Genomic DNA, 25169 nt, shown 5'->3' with positions numbered 1-25169 from the left:
TAAACAAAAACCCACTCTTCCATACCTCTTCTTTGTCTTCTTTCATATATAATATAAAATAACTTAATCTTTATAGGATGGTGAGAAAAAATGAGAGATCGTGGAGCAACTATTATTATTGAAAACGGACGAGTAGCACTCATTAAGCGCACGAAACCTCATATGACTTATTATGTATTTCCTGGTGGGGGATTAGAAAAAGGCGAAACTCCAGAGCAAGCAGCGATCCGGGAAACATTTGAAGAAATTGGGGTACATGTAAGAATCCAGCGCCCCTTTAAAGTTATTGAACAAAGCGGCACTCAACATTTTTTCCTAGCAGATATAATTGGAGGGAAATTTGGACCAGGTATTGGAGAAGAGTATACGGATCCTTCTCCTCATAGGGGTGGCTATGAACCAATATGGTTGGATGTTAAAGAGCTTTCCTCTTTGGATGTTCGTCCTAAAGAAATTATCGAGCTAATTACAGAAGAATAGGCAGTCCCATAAAAGCACAAAATGACAGGATTGCCTCTATGTATTCCACTAAGATACATATAAGGAGTGAAGTCAATGGGGTGGGTAGAGTCGATTCAACAGGTAATAAGCTATATAGAGGATCATTTACTAGAGGATTTATCTATGGAACAAATTGCTAAGGAAGCTAATTCTTCTGCTTTTCATTTTCAACGGACGTTTTCCATCTTAACGGATATGTCCCTAGGAGACTATATTCGAAGAAGACGACTAACTTTAGCTGCACAAGAACTGCTTAATACGGACAATAAAATAATTGACGTCTCCTACAAATACGGCTACGACACTCCTGAATCATTCACAAAAGCGTTCCGTAAACAACACGGAATTACGCCTAGTGAAGCAAGAAAAAATATAGGGAAAATAAATTCCTATAACCGCTTGATCATTCAGGTAAATTTAAAGGGGGCAGAACCAATGAAGTATAAAATTGTCGAAAAAGAAAGCTTTCAAGCTGTTGGAGTGAAAAGAAAATATAACTGTAAGAATGGAGAAAATACACAGGGTATTCCTTTGTTTTGGAATGATGTACATGCAGATGGAACAAATGATTTATTATTTCAATTAAACAACGGAGACATTGAGGGTGTACTCGGTGTTTGTGTTGCAGACGCAGCTTATCGAGAGAATAGCTTAATTGATTATTGGATTGCAACAGATTATGCAGGTGAAGTACCGGAAAACTTATCAGCTATTACAATCCCTGCTTCTAAATGGGTTGTATTTGAGGTGCACGGTCCGATGCCAGATGCTATGCAAAATACCTGGAAACAAATATATGCGGAGTGGTTCCCCTCTAATCCATATGAACCCGCAGGGACACCGGAGCTAGAAGTGTATTCCGATGATGATCCTTCTAGCGAAAACTGCTATTCAGAAATTTGGATACCGATTAAATAATAGGAACGATCTGCAGAGCACAAGTACTACTTGGTGAGTCATGTAGCAGTATACTTTTTTCAATATAAAACCCAAAAAGCCTCATCCTAAATTAGGACGAGGCTTTAAGTTTATTGAAATAATTCTGGATACACTGTTTTAGCAATCAATTCTACTGCTTCACCAATACGAGGTCCTGGTCGAGAAATAACGTCACCATCTACTAAAAAGACTGAATCGTTTTGTACGGCTTGTATTTTGTCCCACCCTGCACGAGATTTAATCTCTCCAGGTGCATCATCTAAATAATTTGCAGTTGTTAAAATAATTTCTGGGTTTTTGACCGTAACATCTTCCTCTGACACACTGATCCAACCTTCTTGATCGCTAAATACATTGTCGACCGATGCTGCTGCTAAAATTTCTTGTTGGAATGTTTTACTACCAGTTGTATAAATATCTGGAGATGGGCTAATTTCATAATATACCTTTTTTAATGGGGTAGCAGCTTTTACTCTTTCTTGAACTCCTTGAATAGTATCCTGAATAGAAGAAATAACTTCTTGCCCTTTTTCTTCAATGCCCATTACGGTAGCCAACTGCTCGATATCTCCGTATACATCTTCAAAAGAAGTTGCAGACTCAATTACAAAGACTTTTAATCCGGTATCTTCCAGAAGTTGCAATGCTTCTTCTTGGCCAATTGTATACGCTATTACTACATCTGGGTTCAGTTCTGTAATTCTTTCCGCATTAAATGCAACTGAATCAGATACTCGCTCTATTTCGAGTGCTTCTGCAGGATATGTATCATAATCTGTTGCTCCTACAATTTTATCGCCTACACCTAAAGCAAAAAGAATCTCTGTATTGCTCGGTTGAAGAGAAACAATCGTTTCGGGTACTTCTTCGAATGTAATTTCATTTCCTACATCATCAGTTACTGTGTATTCTTTTACTTCTTCTACTACTTCCTCTTGTTTTTCCACAGTTGTCTTCTCTTCCGCAGAACACCCTACAAGCAAGAATGAAAATAGCAGCACCGATAACCAATTAAATAAATAATTTTTCTTCATAGTATTATTCCTCCAGTTGTTTCTTTTTTCTCATTGGATATGATTTACTGACAAATTGAATTTCTTCCACTCCATGATGTTTGTTCACATAAACTGCCATCGCAAACAACACATTTGCTAATAACTGTGCATAGTCAAACAAAATCTCAGGAATTTCTCTTTCTAACGAAACTTTATGAAGAGCTCTAACTGACTTTTTTGCTTCACTTCTACAAACATGTAATTCACAAGCTGCAGTCGTACCCTGTGGTAGTACAAATATATCTACTCTTCCTTTTACTTCCTCTACATAGAAATCGTACATATTACTTAGAATTTGTAAATCGTCTTCTGTAATGGCAATCTTCCCTCGAACAGACCCGTTTAAATGGTATGCCATTGGTGCCAAATACATCAGATCCTCGTAAATCTTTGGTATATCCTTTGTCAAAGAAGCTGCTAATCCAATACGAGTAGTCAACGAATCTGTACGGATTTCAAAATCTACAGTAGAAGGTGTTTCACGCATGAACGGATAGCAAATATAGCGAATATCTTTTTTCATTACTTCTCCTCCTTTCCTTTTATTGGTGAATTTTCAAGCATATAATACTTTGTTAGTTAACAGCACAAAAAAAACGCCACCCAAATAAGGGCGGCGTGATACCTATTTAACGATAAAAAAACAGAAAAATAGAAACGTGCCGTACAATCCCTTAACTTCCGAAGAGTATCTATACGTTCAAGAAAAGGCTGGTCTCCTGGCTTATGCATCAATTTACTCTAAGAACCTTCCCATTGACTAGTCAACAGTGGTATTTTTCTTATTTCATCAGCATTTACAGTTGCGGAAACAGCTTCGGATTTTAACCGAATTCCCAAATTAAGCTAACAAGTTAGCACCTTTTCCCTGCGAAAATTATTCACTTACAATTAGTTTACCATAGCCATCTCCCTAGCAGGCACAATAATTTTCACGCATGTAAACTCACCAGTTTTGTGCTAATGTCAGTATATGAAAAAACTTATCCCGCTTTTAATATTACTTGTTATTGTATTTTTGGCATCAGGGCAGCCAGCTGAACAGCAATCTATGCAAGATGTCTTAAAAGCATGGCTTCCTAACAAACCATTAGAATCTTTTCTTCGTATTTTTCAAGTTCCATACTGGGGCATTCTCGTTTCTGTGGAAGAGCGTGGCTACTATGCTTTTGTAGAATTTTTGATAAGAAAAGGTACCCATTTTGTTTATTTTGGAATCATTGCTTTAGCCATTTATATTGCGTTACCTCCATTTAAGTATCGTAAAATTACAACAGTTGTGATCACTATGCTTCTTGCTGTTGCCGATGAATTTCGACAATCTTTCACAAGTGGTCGTACAGCTTCTCTTCAAGATGTCTTGTTGGATACAACTGGGGCTATTACTGCGCTATTATTAATGTCATTTTTTCAATGGTTTCAACAAAAAAACGTTGACCGATAAAGAGTCAACGTTTTTCACTTGTAAGTACAGTGTTGATCGAAGGGATTTGTTAATATGCCTTTGTTAGTCCACTTCAGGTAATGGATATTTCAAAGTATTTTTCTTCATTTTTTGCTGTGCAGCCTCTATTAAATCAATTCCGAGCACATCAGCAAATTGCAAAAGATAAATAAATACATCTGCTGCTTCATCAGCAATTGCCTGCTTGTCTTTTTTTATCGCATCCTCTGCAGTAACCCATTGGAAATGCTCTAATAACTCACTTGCTTCTAATGATACTGAAATAGCAAGACTACGAGCATCGTGGTTTCCTCCCCAACCTCGTTCGTCCCGGAATCTCTTTATCTCTTCTGTTAACTCTTTCATTTTATTCTCCTATTCTTGCTGTGAATGCGTATGTGTTCAGTGATGTGTATTTGTTTTGACTTCTTGCTTCCTCTAATAGATGCATTTCTGATTGTATTAAAGCTTTATATTTGATAGGTAAATGGTCGGCAGCTTCGATTAATTCTTTATAATCTGTTAATGTATATTCTATTTCCCATTTGCCATCTTGAAGATGAGTAGAGTCGATAATTTTTTCCGTTGTAATTTCGAAACCAGCTTTTTCCACAATTTGTTGAATGTCCTTAGGTGTAAATAACGTTCGAACATTAACTAAACTATTTTCTACAAAGCACTCATATTGAGCTTGGATGAGTACTGACAAGAAGTGTGGAAGCTGCTCATTAGTCTGAACTCTCGTGTCCCACTCGGCAAAGCATAATACGTTTGTCCATTTTTTGATTTTCTTTAACATTCCCAGGAATTCTTCCGGTGATTTTAAGTACCAAGAACAATGAGACAGCACAATATAATCAAAAGATTTTTCAGGGAAATCCACTTTTTCTTGAAGGATATCCAATTCAAAATTTACCTTAATCCGATTTCCTAGGGGCGAGTTCTTTAAGAAGGCCATTGAATTACCTAAAGTAACTGGGCTGCCATAGTCCGGTGAAGCTATATCGATTCCATGAACAAATCCTGTCTCTCCAACTGTATAAGCCAAAACTGCTGTCGTATCTCCTTGTCCACAGCCAATTTCTAGCACTTTGCTACCTTCTTTAATATTCCAAAAGTCTACTAGCTTTAGTCGATGCTCTGTCTGCACCTTCTGAATGGTCGGATCAAATTCGTTTATTGGCATACATTTTACAATTTCTTCGATGATGTGAGAATTAATTTCGTTTCCTCCTTCCGCTCAATTCAATATTAGTGACATATGATGTTCTCCGTAATAAGTATCCCCAACCTTTAATGCCATGTCTTCTGTCCCAAATACTTTAAAGCCTAGTTGAAGATACAGATTCTTTGCCGCCTCATTACTTGTTACTACGGAGAGGTTTATCTTTTCAATTTCGCGACTCTCTCTCGCTTGTTCAATGGCCAATCTCATTAGTGCTTTGCCTGTCCCTTGCCCCCTGCCGATTGGACTGACATACATAGCGAAAATATTTGCACGGTGTTTCATTTTTAAGTTACCCTCCTGTGCAAGAGTGACCATTCCTACTAATTTAGATTGATCGAACGCCCCAAATGTATAATTTCCCTTTACGCTTAAATTCCCCTTTACTCGTTCAATTGGATTGTCTCGCCGCATTGCCTCTTCATAGCTCGCACCAAAGGCTTCTGGGCTTGTTTTCAATGCTTCTAATCTTAACTCCCAATAAGCACTCGCGTCTTCTGCTACTAGTTGTCTTAACTCCATTCTCATACCTCCAAGCAATATCTATCATTATATAATTCATGAACTTGTATAACTCTTTGCAGTAGAAGGCCCCACTTCATAATTCACTTTCCTACGTAATTATGTTCAAAATATGTACTAGATTCCGAAATATCGACAAAACATGACATATAACACTATTGCTAATATAATGTCTCATGTAAATTAGCACTAATAAGATTGCACAAAAAGGAGTTCTACATTATGAAGAAAAAAGTTGCTTGGATTACTGATACTGCCGCTTTATTAGACTCAACTTTCATTGAAAAACATAATATATATGTCCTTCCCTTAAATATCGTATTTGAAGATGGTGCTTTTAAAGAAACAATTGATATGACTCACGACGAATTTTATGACAAGTTACGCACAGCAAAAATTCATCCAAAAACTTCTCAACCTCCAATTGGAGAGATGGTGCAATTATATGAAGATTTAAAAGCAAAAGGATACGACTGTGCCGTTGCAGTGCACACATCTAGTGAATTATCAGGAACCTATAATACCTCACAAACTGCTTCAAAAATAGCAAATTTTAAAGTGTATTCAATTGACTCTAAAATAGGATCTTATCCAATGGTCAAAATGTTAGAAGTCGGCAAGCATATGATAGAAGCAAATCATGACATAGAGGAAGTAGTTACTCATATTGAAAATATGACAAATAACTCCGAGTTATCCTTTATTCCATCTAGTTTAACGCAGCTTCATAAAAGCGGTCGTGTTTCAGGTACTCAAGCTTTTCTAAGTAATCTTCTAAATATAAAAGTAGTCATTTCTTTCGATAACGGCAAAGTCGTAATGAAAGAAAAAGTTCGTGCAGATAAGAGAGCTAAGAAGTATGTAATGAACTTACTTCGTAAAGATATGAAAATATCCAATGTTCCAGAGGTTGCGGTTATTAACTGCAATAATACGACCGATGCTAGAACTTGGAAAGAAGAATTGCTACTGGAATTCCCTAAACTAAAAGTGATTGTCCTTCCTCTTAGCGCTTGTGTAGGAGTACATGCTGGGGAAGGAACAACAGGACTTAGCTGGGTAAGATATTAATGAGTTTGTGCTACTGCACAAACTCTTTTTTTAATAAGGAACAAATTGCCTCATCACAAAAGCGTCCTTTTTCAAACGCAGATTTTCGAAAAGTACCTTCATAAACAAAACCAGCTTTTTCTAGCGTTTTTTTAGATGCTATATTATCAGGAGCAAAGAGGGCTTCAATACGATTTAAATCCATTAACTCGAAACCGTAACGTAAAATGGGCTGTAACACCTCTATCATAATGCCTTTACGCCAAAACTCTGGTGCCACTTCAAAACCAATCTCTGCTTTAAAGTGTTTCTTTTCCCAATTATGATATCCACAACTACCGATAATCTTATTCTCTTCCTTCGTAGCAATCCCCCAGCGAATCCCCTCTTTTTTTAGATATTTCTTTTGCCAATTTCCTATTAATACCTTTGCTTCTTTAACGTCTTCAAATGTGTCCAAATCATAATACTTCGTAACCTCATCTTTTGAAAAATAATAGAAAACCTCTTTTGCGTCACTAATTTCAATGGGGCGCAATATAAATCGTTCAGTTTCTAATGTTGGAAATCTTTTTTTATGATTATCATGGATAAGTAAAGCTACAAATTGGGCAATTGCTATTACACCAGCTAACGTACTGAAAATAATACTGACCCAGACAGAATTGGCAATTTCTCCATTTCCAATTGGCCCCACCTTTGGCTGATACATTGAATATATTCCCCATGCATTTCCAACTATAATAGCGATTCCTGCAAACAATAACATCCATTTTGCCATTATACGACCTCCATAGAGTTTCATTCGTTATATATAGCCGAAAATCCTTTTAGTATGACAATATTTAATATTTCACCCTTTCCTAGCCTCTTTTAATTTCTCTATAAAGGCTGAAACACTCATTTCTCCCAATACACCTACTCTATGTTGTCGAGCAGAAACTGCGCCATTTTCCATTTCATGATCCCCAATAATGAGCATATACGGATGTTTTTGCATTGCAGCTTCACGAATTTTCAATCCGATTTTCTCTACCCGGTTGTCTATCTCTACTCGATACCCATCTTGCTCAAGTTGCCACTTTACGTTCTCTGCATACTCTTTATGTGCATCGGCAATTGGTAATATCTTAACTTGAACCGGAGATAACCACAGCGGAAAGCTACCTTGATAGTGCTCCAATAGAATAGCCATGAATCGCTCAATAGAACCGTAAATTGCACGATGAATCATAATGGGTTGTCGCAATTGATTGTGTTCGTCGATGTACTTACAGTCAAACTTTTCAGGCATTTGAAAGTCTAGTTGAACAGTACCGCACTGCCAGCTACGTCCCAATGCATCTAATATATGAAAGTCGATTTTCGGACCATAAAATGCTCCATCCCCTTCGTTTAGCTGATATTCTACCTGCTTATTCTGAAGAACTGCTTCCAACGCTTGCTCTGCTTGATCCCAAACCTCTACTGATCCCATATAATTTTCTGGTCGAGTGGATAGCTCTACTTTATAGCTAAAGCCGAACTCCGAGTAAAACTCATCCACAAGGTCTAGTACCTTCGCTATCTCACTTTCGATCTGCTCCTCCAATACAAACAGATGAGCATCATCCTGAGTGAAAGCTCTGACTCGTAATAATCCATTCAATGATCCAGAGAGTTCATGGCGGTGGACTAATCCAAGTTCTGCATATCGAACCGGAAGCTCCCTATAGCTTCTTCGTTTGCTATTGAAGATTAAAACAGCTCCAGGGCAATTCATTGGTTTAATCGCATATTTTTGGTCATCTACATCTGCAAAATACATATTTTCATGATAGTGATCCCAGTGCCCTGATTTTTCCCAAAGCTCCTGTTTCATCAGAATAGGAGTTTTAATCTCTTGATATTCTGCTCGTTGATGCTTTTCTCTCCACAGGTTTTCCAGTTCGTTACGTAGTATCATCCCTTTTGGTAAATAAAACGGCATTCCTGGTGCTTCCTCCATCGACATGAACAATTCTAATTGTTGCCCTAAATTTTGATGACTTACTCTTTCTTCTGCTTTCACTTTAATTCCTCCATTTACTATTTTTCTCCTAACAAAAAAGACCACACCCATCCCAGTAAAGGGACGAGTGTGGTCGTGGTTCCACCCTAATTTGCAACACAAAAAAATCTGTTGCGCTCATACAAGATAACGGTTTCCCGATTATGGATAATTACATAAATGTGTTCCCCATAATTGCTCCAAGGTGGTAAATCATTTGCATTTCTTTAAGGGCTTTCAGTCGGTGACCCCATTCTCTGATAAGAAAGTTAAAACAATTCATATCCTTTTCTTCGCTTGAATATTAAATTTATATACAAAAAGACCACACCCATCCCGGTAAAGGGACGAGTGTGGTCGTGGTTCCACCCTAATTTGCAACATAAAAACTCTGTTGCGCTCATGTAAGATAACGGTTTCCCGATTATGGATAATTACATAAATGTGTTCCCCATAATTGCTCCAAGGTGGTAAATCATTTGCATTTCTTTAAGGGCTTTCAGTCGGTGACCCCATTCTCTGATAAGAAGTATTTAAATGATCCATGTCCTTTTCTTCGCTTATTACTAATTGATTTTTCTAAGTATATGCAACAAAATTCAAATAGTCAACATTACTGTTATATTTTTTGTGTAGTACTTCGCTTTGCCATTTGCTGCAGGGGATCCCAAACGCCATTAAATGGTGGGGCATATGCAAGATCAAGATCCAATAACTCGGAAAAGGTCATATGGTGATAAAGTGCAGTTGCTAATACATCAATCCTTTTATCTACACCATTTCCCCCAATAATTTGACCCCCTAAAATTTGTTGGTCATCCTTCCTGTAAATCAATTTCATATGCATCGTTTCCTTACCTGGATAATACCCTGCAATGTCCGTGGCTTCCTGCGTATGCACGTCATAGGAAATACCGAGCTGCTCCGCTTCTTTCTCAGACAAACCAGTTTTTCCAAGAGCCAAATCAAAAAATTTCATGATGGATGTGCCAACAATTCCTTTAAATTCATTCCTTTGACCTATCATATTTAATCCAGCGATTCGCCCTTGTTTATTAGCAGTTGTTCCTAAAGGAATATAATCATTCAGTTGTTTAATACGATGAAAATGAGTTGCACAATCTCCTGCTGCGTAGATATCGTCCAAATTCGTTTTTAAAAAATTATTTACTACAATCGCTCCATTATGGTGCAATTGAATGCCAGTCCCCTCTAAAAAACCCGTTGTAGGTTTAACCCCTGTGGCAACTAAAACTAAATCGGTAGGGTAACTTCCTTTATCTGTCCTCACATCACTTACTCTCGTATCTCCCGTGAAAGATTGAACCTCTTCATTTAATATCACTTCTACATTATGAGCCTTTGCATGTTCATGTATGAAACATGCTATATCGTGATCAAATATACCGGCAAGCTGATCTCCTCTTTGTATAATACGTACTTTTTTCCCAATACTAGCAAAGTTTTCGGCCATTTCTAGTCCAATATATCCTCCACCAATTATAGTAACTTGTTGAACATTTTCTAAATCCGCGATAATTGCCTCTGTATTTGGAATGGTTTTAATCGTATGAATCCCTAACAAATGCCCACCGTTCCAATTAGGAACAACTGGAGTAGCACCCGTCGCAATAAGCAAGCGGTCATAGCTTAAGATGAAATTATCTCTCGTTTGCAGAATATTCCCTGACACTGTTTTATTGTTAGGGTCCACATGGGTCACTTCATATCCTGTCTTTGCATCAATTCCGTATTTACTACGGAACATTTCTACACTTCGTGCTATAACGTCCGTTGAAGATACTACTTGTTTTCCTACTACATAGGGTAAACCACACTGTCCATAGGAATAAATATGTCCTTTTTCCAATGTCGTAATTCGAGCGTCAGAATCATTACGTACAATTTCCATTGCCGCACTCATCCCCGCAGCGTCTCCACCTATTATTACGTAGTGCATGAAGTTTCCTCCTTTGACTTTCCTTATTACTCTTTCTATACCCAACAATAACTTCCCTTCAAGTATTAGTGAATAGTTATGTTTGTTATACGCTTAAAATTTTTCTTTTTATTTCCTTCTAAAAGTTCTTCATTATCTTATTCTATGTAAAAAAGGCATGCCCTAATAGGACATGCCCAAAATAATTGTTTATACTGCTCTATTCCAGAAACGATGGGCAGCAATAGCATTTAAAAAACTATCTACAAAGCCTTTACCAGTTTCTTTAGTGAGAACACCAGCCTGACCAGTGAAGTGCAGATTATCAACTAGTTGCTCTCCACTAAATGTAGCACCAATCGGTTTAAAATGGGCATATGCTTCCTTAATGAAGTACGAAGCCTCTTTTTCAAACATGGCCGTTTTGCCATGTGAACTTGCTACATATACTGCATCAAATAATACAGAATCAGCAGTTAAGAAAGTATGGTCAACTGGTAACAGTGTGCCATCCGCTCCAGCAACAGATCCATGATGATCACTCACTATTTCAGGCATTGTTCCGCCTGCTTTTAAGTCTGCTAGAATCGCAGGTAAATCCTCTTCAAATCCTTCTCCGACTAAAACTGCAATTTTTCGTGTCTGAGGTTTCATAATAGTATTTAACTGACTAAGTGCTGGAGAAGACTTAGTATTCGTTGCAGTACTTACACCTTGCACTACTAGTCCTAGGTTTTCTGCTACCTTACTCGCTAGATCCAAATCTACTTGTGCAAACATCTCTAATACTTGCTGACGAACAGTAAGTTCCTTACATTTACCAAGTTCAAAGCTAAATGCATTAATGATATGTTCTTTTTCTGTATCGCTCATACTATTCCAGAATAATGTAGCCTGAGTGAAGTGATCTTTGAAACTCTCACTTCGCGCTCTAACTTTACGCGCATCTATTTTTTCCTCATAATGCGTGTATCCACCTTCCGCTTCGCTAACAGGTGTTGGAGTATTGTTAGCAAGAGAATTTTTATGGTAGCTCACTCTTCCTACATTAATCGATTGTCTACCATATCCGTCACGTTGGTTGTTATGGAATGGGCAAACTGGTCTGTTTATCGGAAGCTCATGGAAATTAGGTCCTCCAAGACGTATTAATTGTGTATCTGTATATGAGAATAATCGCCCTTGAAGTAGAGGATCATTAGAGAAATCAATTCCCGGTACAACACTCCCTGGATGGAATGCTACTTGCTCGGTTTCAGCAAATACATTATCTACATTGCGATTTAATGTCATTTTCCCTAGAATTTTAACTGGGATTTCTTCCTCAGGCCATAGTTTAGTAGGGTCTAAAATATCAAAGTCATATTTAAACTCATCTTCCTCTGCGATAAGTTGTACGCCGAATTCATACTCTGGATAGTCCCCATTCTCAATCGCCTCATATAGGTCGCGACGGTGAAAGTCTGGATCTTTCCCATTTATCTTTTGCGCTTCATCCCATACAACTGAGTGGGTACCAAGCAACGGCTTCCAATGAAACTTCACAAAATGGGATTTACCCGCATCATTAACGAAACGGAATGTATTTACACCGAACCCTTCCATCATTCGGAAACTACGAGGAATGGCACGATCAGACATTGTCCACATGACCATATGTGCTGACTCCTGATTGTTGGCAACAAAATCCCAAAACGTATCATGAGCACTAGCAGCTTGTGGAATTTCATTATGGGGCTCTGGTTTTAAAGCATGTACTAGGTCTGGAAATTTAATAGCATCTTGTATGAAAAATACAGGGATATTATTTGCTACTAAATCATAATTTCCTTCTTCCGTATAAAATTTTGTTGCAAAGCCACGAGCATCGCGTGCTAACTCTCCAGAACCACGTGATCCTGCCACAGTGGAGAACCTCACGAATACAGGAGTCTTTTTACCCGGTGTTTGCAAGAACTTCGCTTTTGTAAATTCACTTGCAGATTCATATACCTCAAACTCCCCATGAGCCGCATAACCTCTAGCATGTACTACTCTTTCTGGTATACGTTCATGATCAAAATGAGTCATTTTTTCACGAAAATGGAAGTCTTCCATTAAAGTAGGGCCTCGTTCTCCTGCTTTAAGGGAAAACTCATCCTCCGAAACTTTAAGTCCTTGATTTGTAGTCATTGCTTGTCCTTGATCGTCCACTCGAAATTCTTCTAATTGTTCATTTTTACTATTTCCAGCTACTTTCTTATCCAAACAAATTCCTCCTCTAATTATCTCTTCCCTATTGTTAATACCCAGGATGACTTTCTAAAAAACCTATAAATTCAATTACATATTTAAATCCTATTAAAGCAATATGAATTACTATTGACTTCACCTAGATGAAGTAGTAAGATTATTTCAACAACTACATACTACTTATTAAGAGAAGCGAAGGGACTGGTCCGATGATGCTTCAGCAACCGCCAAAGCTATGGTATGGTGCTACTTCCAGCAAGAAATTGAGAGATAAGTATTTATTTAACCACTTACTCTTCTCATTTTGAGATGGGTTTTTTATTTCCTCTTAATACCTACTTAACTAATCGGAATAATTTAAATTAAAGGAGATAGCAACTGTGATAAATTTATACATCAAAACAGAAAAACAGCAGCAATGGATTAATCGTTTGGAAGAATTAGAAGACAAATTTAAAAGCAAATCAGCAGATATTGACGAGAATTCTATTTTCCCAAAAGAAAATGTGGAGGATTTATTGAAACTAGGTTATGCAAGTCTAACTCTACCTGAATCGTATGGGGGCAAAGGTTTTTCTGTCTACGATATGGTTCTTTCACAGGAAATTCTTGCTAGCTTTGATGCAAATACTGCCTTATCGGTAGGGTGGAGTTTAGGTGTAGTAGGCGAACTATACGAAAAAAAATTATGGACACAGGAAAGATTAGACTTTTTCGCTACAGAAGTATTAAATGGTGCACTCATAAATCGTTCCGTCAGTGAAGCACAAACAGGTAGTCCAACACGAGGTGGCAGACCTGGTACTACCGCTATTAAAAAGGGAGATTCTTGGGTACTAAACGGACGTAAAATATTCACAACCGCTTCCCCCGTACTATCCTACTTTTTAACATCTGCTTGGATTGAGGAAGAAGAAAGAATTGGTTTTTTCCTTATACCTCGTGATACGGAGGGGCTTTCCATTGAGGAAACGTGGGATGTAGTTTCCATGCGCGGAACTAGCAGCAATGATTTAGTACTAAGCAATGTAACCGTTCATAAATCCAATTTAGTAGAGCTTCCTGAATTCGCTAGTGGCGGGAAGATCAATGGTTGGCTGCTTCATATACCTGCAACTTATCTTGGAATTGCACAGGCTGCAAGAGACTATGCAGTCCACTTTGCTAATACCCATTCACCCAATAGCTTGAATGGCTCTATTGCACAGCTACCAAACGTGCAGCAGCTTCTAGGTGAAATAGATTTAGAGCTTACGAAGGCTAGACTCGTCATTTACGGAGTTGCATCCGCTTATGACAATGAATCTACAAAAGAACTTCTAACCAACGAAGTAAGCGTGGCAAAGCATATCGTTACTAATTCAGCAATCACTATTGTCGACAAAGCGATGCGATTAGTTGGTGCCAAAAGCTTACAAAGAACAAACCCCTTGCAACGTTATTACCGCGATGTTCGAGCAGGACTCCATAATCCCCCTATGGATGATATGACGATAAAAAAACTTGCACTGACTGCGTTAGAGGAAGATAACAATAAAAAATAGTGAAATGAGGAGATTAGATATGAATAAGTACTTTAAATTGGCTGCAATAGGGTTAGCCTCCGTGACAATTTTAGCTGCATGTAGTTCTGGAAAGGCTTCAACAACTTCAGAAGATGGAGATGTTCGAAAAGTAAAAGTAGCTTATGACATGGCCTCTAAGCCTATCTCTTGGTTAGATGATAAAGGAAATGCTACGGGATACGATGTAGAAGTTATGAAATTAGTAGATGAACTACTTCCTGAATACGAATTTGAATATATAGGAACGACAAGCGATGATCTATTAATCGGTGTGGAACAAGGTAAGTTTCAAGTAGGTGTAAAAAATGCATTTTGGACAGAGGAACGCACAGAGAAGTTTATTTTCCCTAAAGATTTCCTAGGTCTAAGCAGTGCCGGTCTCGTATTGAAAAAAGAAAATGAGCATATTAAATCATTAGAGGATTTTGCCTCTGCTGGCTACTCTTTAGCTCCTATTGCAGCAAACAATGCGCAATATACGGTAATTGACGAATATAACAAGACCAACCCAGATAATCCAGTCAAACTAGATGCCGGAGATGCTTTCACAGTGGATGTAGTCCAATGGGTCAATGAGGGTCGCGTGGACGGCGGAGTAATAATCGAAGGACCATTCCAAAAACAAGTATTAGATGAAAGCGGCCCTTACTATAATCTAAAAGATGAAGTTGTTTACAATGAATTTGCAGTGATTAAAACATGGCCTTTATTCAATAAAAAAGAACAAGACTTTGCAAATGCGTATGACAAAGCTATTAAACAGTTGCAAGAAGAAAAGAAAACAAATGAACTTAGTAAAGAGTTCTACGGTCGAGACCTTTTTGAGGTGTTAGATAAAGTAGAAAGATAAAATTCGTATTTCCATCAAGGCTGCCTAGCGTTGGATACCTGGGCAGCCTTTCAAATTTAAAAGGGAGGAATATTGCACAATATGGAAAAATATTTTGATGTATCGTACATATGGAGCTCACTTCCTATATTACTTCCGTTCTTAAAAGTAACTTTTATGGTTGCTGGATTATCCATTATTTTCGGGACTTTTCTCGGGTTAATCCTTGCTGTGATGAAGCTTGGAAAGAATAAAATTGCTCAAAAAACAGCCCATTTTTATACGACGATTTTAAGATGCACTCCATCTATCGTCTTACTATTTTTAGTGTATTATGGCGTTCCCGCCTTAGCGGACAACTTCGGGTTATATTTACATGATTTAAATACGGCAGTATTTGTAGTTATTACCTTTACCCTCCAATTCGCTGCGATTATGTCGGAAGTTATTAGATCCGCCTTCGATTCTATTGAAAAAGGACAATTTGAAGCCGCCGTTAGCGTTGGGTTAAGTCCATTTCAAGCGTATAGACGAATTATTTTTCCGCAAGCATTGGTTGTCGCACTTCCTAACTTTGGAAATGGACTTATCGCATTACTTCAAGAAGGGTCTCTTGCTTATACCATCGGGCTAATCGATATAGTTGGGAAAGCAAACTTAATCATAGCAGCGAACTACAATACCCATGCATTAGAAATTTTCATCGCTCTTGCTATTGTGTATTGGGTCATCTCTATACTAATCGAGAAATTTTTTGGAAAGCTTGAAAAGGTTTTTAGTAAGGGAAAGCAAACAATTAATACGAACTAAGGAGTGTAAATAATGTCGGAAGGTTTAAATTATACGTTTTTAATTGATACATTTTTCATCGCATTATCCGGTGTCCCAATAACACTTCTCGTAACAATTGTTGCTTTGCTTATCGCATTACCTTTAGGTTTTTTATTGGCATTAACACGTATCAATCAAGTACCCGTATTGAACTGGTTCTCCAGAATATATGTTTCCTTCGTTAGAGGAACACCGATCATTATTCAAATTTTCATCGTTTATGCAAGCGTACCCTTAATACTTTCCCTATTTTTCGAAAAGTATAATATCAATATAAATGTCTACAATATCAACCCTATTTGGTACGCGTTTATCGTATTCTCTTTCAGCACTACTGCTATATTGATAGAAGTATTTAGATCTGCTTTAAGTACGGTCAACAAAGGACAACTAGAAGCGGCCCAATCAGTTGGCCTTTCAAATTTCCAAGCCTACCGTCGTATCGTAATTCCTCAAGCGCTAGTCGTAGCTCTACCTAATATTTGTACTGCTACCGTGAATTTGATAAAAGCTACATCACTTGGCTATGCAATGTCCTTACAGGAAATTACATTAAAGGCAAAAGTAGCGGCAAACGTAGGTTATAACTATGTGGAAGCTTATATAGATATTTTCCTTGTATATATTATTTTGTGCAGCCTTGTAGAATACGGGTTCAAAATATATGAAAAACGACTACGCAGATACAAATACGTGAGTGCATAAGGAGGATGAGTGAATGTTAAAAATTAATGATATCCATAAATCATTTGGAAACAATGAGATATTAAAAGGAGTCGACCTATCCATTGATAAAGGAGATGTAGTAGTCATTCTTGGTCCTAGTGGCTCTGGAAAAACGACGTTATTACGCTGTATTAACTTCTTGGAAAAAGCAGACAGCGGTCAAGCTGGTTTTGGCGATTTAAAGGTCAATTTGCACGGTGCCTCAAAAAGAGATATACACACAATCAGACAAAAAACAGCCTTCGTTTTTCAGAATTATAATTTATTTAACAATAAAACAGCATTAGAAAACGTAACAGAAGGACTCATCGTCGGTCGAAGAGTACCTAAAGCCGATGCAATTGGTATTGGGAAAAAAGCTTTAGACAAAGTAGGTTTATCAGACAAATATGATTCCTATCCGAGTCAACTTTCTGGCGGACAACAGCAGCGCGTTGGAATTGCACGAGCCGTAGCCTTAAACCCCGACATTATTCTCTTTGACGAACCTACTTCTGCATTAGATCCAGAATTGGTTGGCGAAGTACTGACAGTCATGAAAAATATTGCTAAGGAAGGAACGACCATGTTAGTGGTGACCCATGAAATGTCCTTCGCAAAGGATGTAGCTAACCGGGTTATCTTTATGGATGGCGGAGTAGTAGTGGAAGAAGGTTCTCCTCATGATATTTTCGTGAGCCCTAAAGAAGAACGCACGAAGAAATTCTTAAAACGAGTGTTACCTGAAGATTACACATTTTATATTTAGGACAACAAGAAAAATCGGGCAGTTCTTTAAAAACTAATACGTAGATATGCCATAGACTTCCGCTCTGAGCGGACGATTTTCTCCCCATATTAACTTTGACTGGTCTTATTATCTAAGCGAGAGGCTATGCAATATCTCATAGTTGAGTACTACTCACTTAATTGTTTGGATTGAAATGCTTAAATGTTCTACAAATCCAATGTTCATGCTGTATTTTTATATACTTTCTTAATTTTTAAAAAAAGCGGTGAAAAATGACCAGGTCATCTTTCACCGCTTTTATGAATATCAAATTAGCCCATAATATTGTAGCCAGAATCTACGAAGATGACCTCACCTGTTACACCGCTAGATAAATTACTTAATAATGCCACCGTCATATCTCCTACCTCTTGCTGAGTGACATTCCGTTTTAAAGGAGCCTTCTCTTCAATTTGGTGCAAAATTGTATTAAAAGAAGATATCCCTTTTGCCGCTAATGTTCTAATCGCTCCTGCTGAAACAGCATTTATACGCACATTGTTTTTCCCTAGGTCTAATGCCAAGTACTTAACAGATGCTTCCAGAGATGCTTTTGCGATTCCCATTACATTGTATCCCTCTAGTACTCGTTCTGCCCCTAAATATGTCATTGTTACGATAGATCCACCTTCAGTCATAAAGGGTGTTGCTTCTCTCGCTGCAGCAATAAGTGAATACGCACTTGTATCTTGTGCGAAAGCATAGCCTTCTCTTGAAGTTTGTAAAAAGTCCCCTTTTAAATCTTCTGCGTGCGCAAAAGCAACAGAATGTACTACGCCATGGATCACTCCAACCTCTGATCCAATTTGCCCGAACGCCGATTTAATACTATCATCGCTATTTACATCACACTCTACTACTAGTTTTGCCTCTAAATTATTATCCTTCAGTAACTTTTCAATTTTTCCAAGGGAACGTTCTTTACGGTAAGTAAATATAACATTTGCACCCACTTCGAATAATGACTTCGCCACTCCCCATGCAATACTACGTTCATTGGCCACGCCCATAACAACAATATTTTTGTCTTTTAGTTGAATTAAGTCTCTCATAAATACCTCCAAATTATTATCCTAGTATATTATACCTGTTATTAGTACCTGGTTATTATTTTAATAATAACATAAATCCTTCTTTTTGTATTAAATCATTTTGTGTTTTTGGACTTAATTACACATCAAAAAACCAACTATCTCAGAAAAAATAGTTGGTTTCTTTATATTAATGGTTCTGATATTACAACTACACGAGCGAGCCACCCGATTTACTATATTTAATAATTCCTTCTGCACTTCTATAAGCCAGAGCTGCAACTGTTCCTGTAGGATTGTAACCCCCATTATGCGGAAAGTTCCCAGCCCCTACTACAAACAAGTTTTCTGCATCCCAATGTTGTAAAAATGGATTTACTACACTATTTTCTGGACTAGCTCCCATAATAGTCCCACCCGTATTATGAGTCGTCTGATAACCTACAATATCATAATCAGTTATTGGTGCTTTTCCTTCTACCGTTTTTGCTCCCATTTCCTTCATGATATTTACAGTTTTTTCTGTAATAAACTTATGCAATGCTCTATCCTGATCTGTAAAATTATAGGTCATTTGTAAGAGTGGAAGACCATAGACATCCTTATATTTAGTGTCTAGGGATAGATAGTTCTCCTTATGGGGCATCGATGCACCCTGAGTTCCAATTGATAAAGACCGTGTGTAATTGTAGATAGAATTTTTCTTGAACTCTGCTCCCCAAGTTGGTGTCCCTTGTTGTATTGGATTTGTTTCAATAGGTCTATATCCAGTTTGCGTTATGGAAATACTACCACCATGTATAAAATCTAAGTCGCTATGATCAAAATTATCTGCGTTAAAGTCATCAATTGTCATTCCAAGGGCACCAGCCCCCATAAAGGTGTTCATTTGTTCTTCAAAGTATCCATTTGCACCGGGTAATATTTGATAACAATAATTTTTACCAAGCGTTCCCTTACCAGTTTCCGGGTCATATTGTTGACCAATATTAGATACCATAAGCAACTTAGCGTTATTCATAACGTAACTTGCTAGAACAACTACTTCAGCTTCTTGGATAAACTCTTCTCCAGACTCCGTGTCCAAATACCTTACACCGGTAACCTTATTTCCGCTTTTTATGACCTCTACAACATTTGCATGAAATTTTGTCTCAAAATTACCGGTTTTGGTTGCGGTCGGAATAACGGTTATTTCCGGCGATGTTTTTGCTCCATATTCACAGCCAAATCGTTCACAAAAGCCACAGTATTGACAAGCATTTATGACTTCTCCATCGGGGTTTGTGTAAGCTTCTGATAAATTAGCTGATGGGAGCATAAACGGAGAATACCCTAGTGATTGGGTTGCCCCTTCAAACTTTTTCAAAATAGGCGTTCTTTTCATAGGAGGGGTAGGGAAATCCTGCGCTCTCTTCCCCCAAAAAGGATTTTTATCTTCTCCTGAGATTCCAGCGGTCTGATCATATTTATAAAAATAAGGTTCCATTTCATCATAAGTAACGCCCCAATCTTGAAGCAAATAATCACTGGACAATTTGTTTGGACCATATTTTTCATCTGTCATTGTTTTAATTTGAAAATCATATGGATAGAACCTCCATGTATGACCATTCCAATGTGTTCCCGAACCACCTAACCCATCACCGAGTAGGAATGAGCTCATCTGCCTCATCGGCAACGCTGGCATCTTACGGTTATTGCGAATAGTAATGGTCTCTTTTGCTACGTCCTGCATTAGCTCGTAACGAACGGCATATCTATATTCGTCATGTATTTGCTGAAAGTCTTCTGTACCGCGTTTTCTTCCTCTTTCTAAACCAATTACCTTCAAACCGGCTTTTGCACATTCAGCTGCGATGATTCCTCCGGTCCAACCCAAACCAACGACAACCACGTCAACTTTTGTTAATGTTGTAGCCATAAATTTTATCCCTCTACTTTCCTTTACATTCCACCAAGTGGTTGTGGTGCAATTTTTTGGAACTTTTCCTTATCAATTACGTTAATATAGGACATTTGGTGACCAGGAAACTCTTTCATCTTCCAGCCATCCATATTTCGATTTCCACCATACATTGGATCTGCATAAGCACCCTCCAATGTCGCCGTGCGAAGTAGACGGAAGAAAAATGCGGAAGTAACTCCTGTCATGGGAATTTCATCATTTTGAAAAGCTGTTAATATTTCATCCATTTGCTCAGCTTCTATACTGGAAAACCCTTTTTCAAATCGTTTGTTCGCTTCTTCATCCAATACGGCAATTCCCTGTCTAAAAATAGACGCTCTTGTCAATCGACTCTGATAACCTTGAGTTTTAGCACCTACAGCAAACGGTCCTTGCATGTATTCTTTCGTATTACTTCCATATTGTCCCGCCAGCTGACGATCAATAAAATAAGGGACCCCTAAATCTATTGCCCCCGGCCCTATATCATCCTTTGGAAAGATACGTTCCGTTGCATTCGAGATTACATTAAATTCTCTTTGATTTTGAAAGAACTGAAATCCCCCATTAGTGCCCATTTCATGATTGGTATTGCCTGTATCAGATACATGCTGATCATCCTTATCGACATTTAACCCAACTAACCCACCTATTAACCCGCCACCTATTAATGCACCAGTTGCAATTCCTGTAGTCTTAAGAAAGTCTCTTCTTGAATAGTTTTTTGGTTTTTCTGTCATTTTCACTGACTCCTCCAAGATAATGATCTTACTAGTAACTGCTTACAAAAGGATATACAAGTTTATATATTTCTAAACATTATATACACCAAGATATTGCTCTAGTAAATTTCCTATATCACTCGACCACATCGGCAAATTTCCATGTTACTAAATACAAAAAAACGTCACTAACTCTCTTCTGAGGAGTTAGTAACGTTTATTATTTCTTTAGAATTTCTTCCAAATCTTCACTTAAGTGAATGGATTTTAATTTTTTTTCTTTTAAATACATATGAGAACCCATTCCCCCTAAATAGAAGGTAATATGTTCCTGTTCACTTGCAAAATGATCGAGCCTTCGGATTAACTTAGGATCTTTTTCAAATGGCAAAGTAGTTGAAGCAGATAGTAACACTAATTTAGGCTTTAACTTTTGGACTAATGACTCTATCGCACCTGGCGCTGGTGAAGCACCAACTAATACAGTTTTCCAACCTCTTAGCATGAACTGAAGCAATACTATATGCATAGGCAGCTCATGATGCTCATCCGGTAAGCATGCACCAATAACTAAAGGTGCATCATCTCTTAATTGAAACGTTTTTCTTATTTGTATCAAATAATCACGAACACTCATACTAGAAACTGCCTCTTGGTATTCGTCCCACTCATCTCTTTCCCATCTATCCCCTACTTCTTGTAAAAAAGGAATAATGACCTTACTAATGAATAACTCTAATCCTAAATGATGATAAGCCTGTTGCAGTATTAGGTTTATCTCGACTTCATCACAATAAGTACCTTTTTCCAGTAACTGAATCACATAATCATTAAATTTTTTATAGTCAGATGGTTCCTCTAAGAAGAGTGACTCTGTTTGCTCCGGTTCTTTTTCTAACATATCCACAGCTTGCTTGATAGAGTAGCCTTTTTCTGAGAGAAGCTTAACTCGTAATAATGCATTTACATCCTTTTCGCTATATACTCTATATCCGTTTTCTAATCGTTCAGGTTGTATAAATTCATAACGCTCTTCCCACTTACGGATAACTTGTTTAGACAAACCCGTGACATTAGAAACTTGTTGGATCGTATATATTCCAGTCATCCCTGTTTGGCTCACAAATGTTACCCCCTCTCTTGCCATTAATTTGTATCCATTAATAATGTATATATGCTACATTATAATAAAAATCAGTATAACACACAATAGACAAACACTATACAATGATTTGACGAATAGAATAATAAACTATTTTACAAGGGCGTGAACTGTAATGAATTTACACACTCACAATAAATTCTTCCTAAGAGCTGCTATATACGGAATGATTGCAGGCTTAGTATTAACCGTATTTTTAAAAGTAATTCAATTTATGACGGGTTATAAAGTTTATACCTTACTATTAAACATTGACTACATACCTATTTTAAATGAGTTTAAGTTCCCCGAAGTAGTCGAAGTTATATTTCATTTGATTGTTTCTGTAGCACTTTCTATTGTTTTAATATTGATAATACGGCAACTTCCAACGATATCTGCTATTACAATTATTGCCCTCTGCGTCTTTGTTAGTTTTATCATTGGAGGTTTATACTTTCCAACTACTATTTTATCGGAAAGAACTCCACCCATCAGTAGCCTTCCATCTTTTATTTATTGGATGGTAGGACATGTTTTGTATGGTTCTATTCTGGGTATTTTATTGTCAAGCAGGTACTGGAGCAGATAACCTCGTGTGCAGAGGTATTATCTGCTTTTTTATTTAACTAAAAAAGATTAGACAAAGGTTAGACAAAATTAAATTAATATGTTATGATTCATTTATCAAATTAACCTACAGGATGTGACAAAGTATGTTTTTAGCGTGGAATGAAATTAAAAAGAACAAACTTCGATTTGCATTAATCGTTGGAGTATTAATGCTAGTATCCTATTTAGTATTTTTCTTATCTGGTTTAGCAACAGGCTTAGCTAGTCTAAATAGAGAAGCCGTAGACAAATGGGATGCTACGGCAATCGTATTAACCGAGGAGTCCGATAAAAGTTTACCTCAATCTTCTCTAACTACCGAAGAAGCGGATAACATTAAGGACAATGACACTGCCACTCTTGGACAGTTAAATTCAATCGCTAGAAATGGCGATGCAAAACAAAATATCGCTCTTTTCGGTATTGATTCGGAAGAATTTATAATGCCCAAAGTAACAGAGGGTGAAAAGTTTGCAGGCGACAACGAAGTGATTGCTAGCGATACGCTTAAAGAGGACGGATTTAAACTGGGTGATGAACTTGAACTATCCTCTACTGATGAAAAGTTAACCATTGTAGGATTTACAGATAGCGCACGTTTCAATGCCGCTCCAGTCCTTTATGGGGATGTAACTACTTTCCAAAAGGTCAAGTTCGGTGAAGGCGCCGCAGAAAATGAAACACAAATAAATGGGATCGTTGTTCGTGGTGACGACTTCTCTTCCATCTCAACATCGAATGAAGATTTAGAGGTTATTGAAGTAGAAGAGTTTATAGAAAACCTTCCCGGTTATACAGAACAAGCCTTAACTTTAAACTTTATGATTTATTTCTTATTTGGGATTTCGTCTGTTATAGTGGCAATCTTCCTTTATGTATTAACAGTTCAGAAGATTAGTATGTTCGGAGTTATGAAAGCACAAGGTATTTCCAACGGCTATTTATCTCGTTCGGTAATTGCCCAAACATTCTTATTGGCCTTCATTGGTGTAGTTGTTGGCTTTGCTCTAACTCTAATTTCTGGAGAATTCTTACCTAGTGCTGTTCCGGTCGCATTTGATATTCCAACCATGATTATTTACGGAGTAATATTAATAGTCGTGGCAATTCTTGGAGCTGTATTCTCCGTGTTAACAATCGTAAAAATTGATCCGCTTAAAGCGATAGGAGGTTAATGAATTGGCTATTTTAGAACTTAATAATGTAAAAAAATCATTTGGCAGTGGACATATGAAGGTAGATGCTTTAAAAGAAACGAATTTTTCTGCTGAACCAGGAGAGTTAATAGCAGTCATTGGTCCTTCAGGATCAGGGAAAAGTACCTTTTTAACAGTTGCAGGTGGACTACAAACTCCCACAAGTGGAGCAATATTAGTAAATAACAAGGATCTTGCCGATTTAAATGAAAAACAACGCTCCAAAATTAGACTAAAAGAAATAGGTTTTATCTTGCAAGCATCTAATCTAGTACCATTTTTAAATGTCGATAATCAAATGAAATTATTAGATAATGTAAAAAAAGATAATATGAGCAAAGAGGAATTGAATGCGTTATACGATAATCTTGGCATTAAAGAATTACGCAAAAAATATCCCGCTGATTTATCTGGCGGTGAACGTCAACGTGTCGCTATTGCTAAAGCCTTATATAGCAAACCTTCCATTCTCCTCGCAGATGAGCCTACCGCATCTCTAGATTCGGAAAAGGCTTATGAAGTGATGGAATTATTGAAAAAAGAAACAACACAAAATAAAACAACTACAATCGTCGTGACGCATGATACTCGTCTAATAGAGTATTGCGATAAGGTTTATGAAATGACGGATGGTGTACTAAAATTGAAGGAAACATCTAAAAAATCGCAAGCAATCCTTTAAAGAAAAGCCTTTTCTATCGCTTTCGAATCTAGATAGAATTCCCACTATAAGACTACCGAATTTCTAGGAGTATTGGCTGTGACACCCGTCACAACCAATACTCCTTTTTTCATGAATTTGATACCTTTGGTTGAGGTGAAAAACTGCGGGATTCTTCTTTTTTACCATTTGTAATATATCG

25 protein-coding genes, 2 riboswitches and 2 other annotated features are annotated in these 25169 nt (G+C 37.5%); of the genes, 12 read left to right on the top strand and 13 right to left on the bottom strand.

The genetic code is table 11. The annotated features are described in order from the left end of the window. Positions 1-90: 90 nt before the first annotated feature. Both BM260_RS11180 and BM260_RS11175 read left to right on the top strand, forming a co-directional pair. A complete protein-coding gene (locus BM260_RS11180; RefSeq protein ID WP_093537434.1) occupies positions 91-480 on the top strand; it encodes an NUDIX hydrolase in 390 nt (129 codons plus the stop codon). Between the two features lie 75 nt (positions 481-555). Then, entirely contained in the window at positions 556-1419 is an 864-nt protein-coding gene (locus BM260_RS11175; RefSeq protein ID WP_093537433.1) for an AraC family transcriptional regulator, read from the top strand. 110 nt (positions 1420-1529) lie between these two features. Here the strand turns inward: BM260_RS11175 and BM260_RS11170 are convergent, their stop codons facing one another. After that, a complete protein-coding gene (locus BM260_RS11170) occupies positions 1530-2474 on the bottom strand; it encodes an ABC transporter substrate-binding protein (protein ID WP_093537432.1) in 945 nt (314 codons plus the stop codon). A 4-nt stretch (positions 2475-2478) separates the two neighbouring features. Next, positions 2479-3018 (bottom strand): hypothetical protein, encoded by a 540-nt coding sequence (locus BM260_RS11165; RefSeq protein WP_093537431.1) that lies wholly within the window; start codon positions 3016-3018, stop codon positions 2479-2481. Positions 3019-3187: 169 nt separating this feature from the next. Next, a riboswitch (cobalamin riboswitch) is annotated at positions 3188-3375 on the bottom strand. A gap of 93 nt (positions 3376-3468) precedes the next feature. Here BM260_RS11165 and BM260_RS11160 point away from each other — a divergent pair. Further along, positions 3469-3939, top strand: coding sequence for a VanZ family protein (locus BM260_RS11160; protein ID WP_093537430.1), 471 nt, complete (start codon positions 3469-3471; stop codon positions 3937-3939). A gap of 63 nt (positions 3940-4002) precedes the next feature. On the opposite strand, the gene BM260_RS11155 is transcribed toward BM260_RS11160, so the two are convergent. From BM260_RS11155 to BM260_RS11145, 3 genes are read right to left on the bottom strand one after another with little or no spacing between them, the layout of a single operon-like run. Continuing rightward, positions 4003-4305, bottom strand: coding sequence for a nucleotide pyrophosphohydrolase (locus tag BM260_RS11155; protein ID WP_093537429.1), 303 nt, complete (start codon positions 4303-4305; stop codon positions 4003-4005). Position 4306: 1 nt separating this feature from the next. Continuing rightward, positions 4307-5125 carry a class I SAM-dependent methyltransferase gene (locus BM260_RS11150; RefSeq protein WP_093537428.1) on the bottom strand — a complete coding sequence of 273 codons (819 nt, stop codon included), beginning with the start codon at positions 5123-5125 and terminating at the stop codon, positions 4307-4309. A 54-nt stretch (positions 5126-5179) separates the two neighbouring features. Beyond that, on the bottom strand, positions 5180-5686 hold the full coding sequence (locus BM260_RS11145; protein ID WP_093537427.1) for a GNAT family N-acetyltransferase: 507 nt from the start codon (positions 5684-5686) through the stop codon (positions 5180-5182). Between the two features lie 222 nt (positions 5687-5908). On the opposite strand from BM260_RS11145, the gene BM260_RS11140 reads away from it, so the two are divergent. Beyond that, on the top strand, positions 5909-6757 hold the full coding sequence (locus BM260_RS11140; protein WP_093537426.1) for a DegV family protein: 849 nt from the start codon (positions 5909-5911) through the stop codon (positions 6755-6757). A 10-nt stretch (positions 6758-6767) separates the two neighbouring features. Here the strand turns inward: BM260_RS11140 and BM260_RS11135 are convergent, their stop codons facing one another. From BM260_RS11135 to BM260_RS11120, 4 genes are all read right to left on the bottom strand, one after another. Beyond that, positions 6768-7517, bottom strand: coding sequence for a GNAT family N-acetyltransferase (locus tag BM260_RS11135; RefSeq protein WP_245762708.1), 750 nt, complete (start codon positions 7515-7517; stop codon positions 6768-6770). Positions 7518-7589: 72 nt separating this feature from the next. Next, positions 7590-8837 carry a threonine--tRNA ligase gene (gene thrS / locus BM260_RS11130; protein ID WP_093537425.1) on the bottom strand — a complete coding sequence of 416 codons (1248 nt, stop codon included), beginning with the start codon at positions 8835-8837 and terminating at the stop codon, positions 7590-7592. 5 nt (positions 8838-8842) lie between these two features. Further along, positions 8843-9068: a binding site (T-box leader), on the bottom strand. A gap of 37 nt (positions 9069-9105) precedes the next feature. Next, positions 9106-9331, bottom strand: a binding site (T-box leader). Between the two features lie 53 nt (positions 9332-9384). After that, positions 9385-10725, bottom strand: a complete 1341-nt coding sequence (locus BM260_RS11125; RefSeq protein WP_093537424.1) for an FAD-dependent oxidoreductase — start codon at positions 10723-10725, stop codon at positions 9385-9387. A 189-nt stretch (positions 10726-10914) separates the two neighbouring features. After that, entirely contained in the window at positions 10915-12951 is a 2037-nt protein-coding gene (locus tag BM260_RS11120) for a catalase (protein ID WP_245762707.1), read from the bottom strand. A 162-nt stretch (positions 12952-13113) separates the two neighbouring features. After that, positions 13114-13213: riboswitch (SAM riboswitch) on the top strand. A 103-nt stretch (positions 13214-13316) separates the two neighbouring features. Here BM260_RS11120 and BM260_RS11115 point away from each other — a divergent pair. The 5 genes from BM260_RS11115 to BM260_RS11095 all read left to right on the top strand — a co-directional run bounded on the left by BM260_RS11115 (position 13317) and on the right by BM260_RS11095 (position 17635). Continuing rightward, positions 13317-14480, top strand: a complete 1164-nt coding sequence (locus tag BM260_RS11115) for an acyl-CoA dehydrogenase family protein (RefSeq protein ID WP_093537423.1) — start codon at positions 13317-13319, stop codon at positions 14478-14480. A 19-nt stretch (positions 14481-14499) separates the two neighbouring features. Continuing rightward, entirely contained in the window at positions 14500-15351 is an 852-nt protein-coding gene (locus BM260_RS11110) for a transporter substrate-binding domain-containing protein (RefSeq protein WP_245762706.1), read from the top strand. Between the two features lie 81 nt (positions 15352-15432). Beyond that, entirely contained in the window at positions 15433-16140 is a 708-nt protein-coding gene (locus BM260_RS11105; protein WP_093537421.1) for an amino acid ABC transporter permease, read from the top strand. A gap of 12 nt (positions 16141-16152) precedes the next feature. Beyond that, positions 16153-16866 carry an amino acid ABC transporter permease gene (locus BM260_RS11100; protein ID WP_093537420.1) on the top strand — a complete coding sequence of 238 codons (714 nt, stop codon included), beginning with the start codon at positions 16153-16155 and terminating at the stop codon, positions 16864-16866. Positions 16867-16879: 13 nt separating this feature from the next. Then, positions 16880-17635 carry an amino acid ABC transporter ATP-binding protein gene (locus BM260_RS11095; RefSeq protein ID WP_093537419.1) on the top strand — a complete coding sequence of 252 codons (756 nt, stop codon included), beginning with the start codon at positions 16880-16882 and terminating at the stop codon, positions 17633-17635. A 293-nt stretch (positions 17636-17928) separates the two neighbouring features. Here the strand turns inward: BM260_RS11095 and fabI are convergent, their stop codons facing one another. The 4 genes from fabI to BM260_RS11075 all read right to left on the bottom strand — a co-directional run bounded on the left by fabI (position 17929) and on the right by BM260_RS11075 (position 22480). After that, a complete protein-coding gene (fabI, locus tag BM260_RS11090) occupies positions 17929-18708 on the bottom strand; it encodes an enoyl-ACP reductase FabI (RefSeq protein ID WP_093537418.1) in 780 nt (259 codons plus the stop codon). A gap of 190 nt (positions 18709-18898) precedes the next feature. Then, on the bottom strand, positions 18899-20611 hold the full coding sequence (locus tag BM260_RS11085; protein WP_093537417.1) for a GMC family oxidoreductase: 1713 nt from the start codon (positions 20609-20611) through the stop codon (positions 18899-18901). A gap of 23 nt (positions 20612-20634) precedes the next feature. Next, on the bottom strand, positions 20635-21375 hold the full coding sequence (locus BM260_RS11080; protein ID WP_093537416.1) for a gluconate 2-dehydrogenase subunit 3 family protein: 741 nt from the start codon (positions 21373-21375) through the stop codon (positions 20635-20637). A gap of 202 nt (positions 21376-21577) precedes the next feature. Further along, complete coding sequence (locus tag BM260_RS11075) at positions 21578-22480, bottom strand: MerR family transcriptional regulator (RefSeq protein WP_245762705.1); 903 nt, start codon at positions 22478-22480, stop codon at positions 21578-21580. A 154-nt stretch (positions 22481-22634) separates the two neighbouring features. Here BM260_RS11075 and BM260_RS18205 point away from each other — a divergent pair, with 154 nt between their 5' ends. From BM260_RS18205 to BM260_RS11065, 3 genes are all read left to right on the top strand, one after another. Continuing rightward, positions 22635-23090, top strand: coding sequence for a hypothetical protein (locus BM260_RS18205; RefSeq protein ID WP_139219920.1), 456 nt, complete (start codon positions 22635-22637; stop codon positions 23088-23090). A 124-nt stretch (positions 23091-23214) separates the two neighbouring features. After that, positions 23215-24285, top strand: a complete 1071-nt coding sequence (locus BM260_RS11070) for an ABC transporter permease (RefSeq protein WP_093537415.1) — start codon at positions 23215-23217, stop codon at positions 24283-24285. A 4-nt stretch (positions 24286-24289) separates the two neighbouring features. Further along, positions 24290-24988 carry an ABC transporter ATP-binding protein gene (locus BM260_RS11065; RefSeq protein WP_093537414.1) on the top strand — a complete coding sequence of 233 codons (699 nt, stop codon included), beginning with the start codon at positions 24290-24292 and terminating at the stop codon, positions 24986-24988. The last annotated feature ends 181 nt before the right edge of the window (positions 24989-25169 follow it).

Origin of the sequence: Psychrobacillus psychrotolerans, from assembly GCF_900115805.1 — a bacterium.
In the GTDB taxonomy this organism is placed as follows: Bacteria; Bacillota; Bacilli; order Bacillales_A; family Planococcaceae; genus Psychrobacillus; species Psychrobacillus psychrotolerans.
Note: the sequence above shows the minus strand (reverse complement) of the source record. Positions and strands in the feature narration are given on the sequence as shown.

Bases quoted from the DNA above. Each gene is read 5' to 3' on its own strand.
- BM260_RS11085 (WP_093537417.1), bottom strand. From the start codon at position 20,611: ATGGCTACAACATTAACAAAAGTTGACGTGGTTGTCGTTGGTTTGGGT.
- BM260_RS11080 (WP_093537416.1), bottom strand. From the start codon at position 21,375: ATGACAGAAAAACCAAAAAACTATTCAAGAAGAGACTTTCTTAAGACT.
- BM260_RS11145 (WP_093537427.1), bottom strand. From the start codon at position 5,686: ATGGAGTTAAGACAACTAGTAGCAGAAGACGCGAGTGCTTATTGGGAG.
- BM260_RS11150 (WP_093537428.1), bottom strand. From the start codon at position 5,125: ATGCCAATAAACGAATTTGATCCGACCATTCAGAAGGTGCAGACAGAG.
- BM260_RS11170 (WP_093537432.1), bottom strand. From the start codon at position 2,474: ATGAAGAAAAATTATTTATTTAATTGGTTATCGGTGCTGCTATTTTCA.
- BM260_RS11135 (WP_245762708.1), bottom strand. From the start codon at position 7,517: ATGGCAAAATGGATGTTATTGTTTGCAGGAATCGCTATTATAGTTGGA.
- thrS (WP_093537425.1), bottom strand. From the start codon at position 8,837: ATGGGTGTGGTCTTTTTTGTTAGGAGAAAAATAGTAAATGGAGGAATT.
- BM260_RS11175 (WP_093537433.1), top strand. From the start codon at position 556: ATGGGGTGGGTAGAGTCGATTCAACAGGTAATAAGCTATATAGAGGAT.
- fabI (WP_093537418.1), bottom strand. From the start codon at position 18,708: ATGAGAGACTTAATTCAACTAAAAGACAAAAATATTGTTGTTATGGGC.
- BM260_RS11125 (WP_093537424.1), bottom strand. From the start codon at position 10,725: ATGCACTACGTAATAATAGGTGGAGACGCTGCGGGGATGAGTGCGGCA.
- BM260_RS11155 (WP_093537429.1), bottom strand. From the start codon at position 4,305: ATGAAAGAGTTAACAGAAGAGATAAAGAGATTCCGGGACGAACGAGGT.
- BM260_RS11095 (WP_093537419.1), top strand. From the start codon at position 16,880: ATGTTAAAAATTAATGATATCCATAAATCATTTGGAAACAATGAGATA.
- BM260_RS11160 (WP_093537430.1), top strand. From the start codon at position 3,469: ATGAAAAAACTTATCCCGCTTTTAATATTACTTGTTATTGTATTTTTG.
- BM260_RS11100 (WP_093537420.1), top strand. From the start codon at position 16,153: ATGTCGGAAGGTTTAAATTATACGTTTTTAATTGATACATTTTTCATC.
- BM260_RS11165 (WP_093537431.1), bottom strand. From the start codon at position 3,018: ATGAAAAAAGATATTCGCTATATTTGCTATCCGTTCATGCGTGAAACA.
- BM260_RS11110 (WP_245762706.1), top strand. From the start codon at position 14,500: ATGAATAAGTACTTTAAATTGGCTGCAATAGGGTTAGCCTCCGTGACA.
- BM260_RS11070 (WP_093537415.1), top strand. From the start codon at position 23,215: ATGTTTTTAGCGTGGAATGAAATTAAAAAGAACAAACTTCGATTTGCA.
- BM260_RS18205 (WP_139219920.1), top strand. From the start codon at position 22,635: ATGAATTTACACACTCACAATAAATTCTTCCTAAGAGCTGCTATATAC.
- BM260_RS11180 (WP_093537434.1), top strand. From the start codon at position 91: ATGAGAGATCGTGGAGCAACTATTATTATTGAAAACGGACGAGTAGCA.
- BM260_RS11105 (WP_093537421.1), top strand. From the start codon at position 15,433: ATGGAAAAATATTTTGATGTATCGTACATATGGAGCTCACTTCCTATA.
- BM260_RS11140 (WP_093537426.1), top strand. From the start codon at position 5,909: ATGAAGAAAAAAGTTGCTTGGATTACTGATACTGCCGCTTTATTAGAC.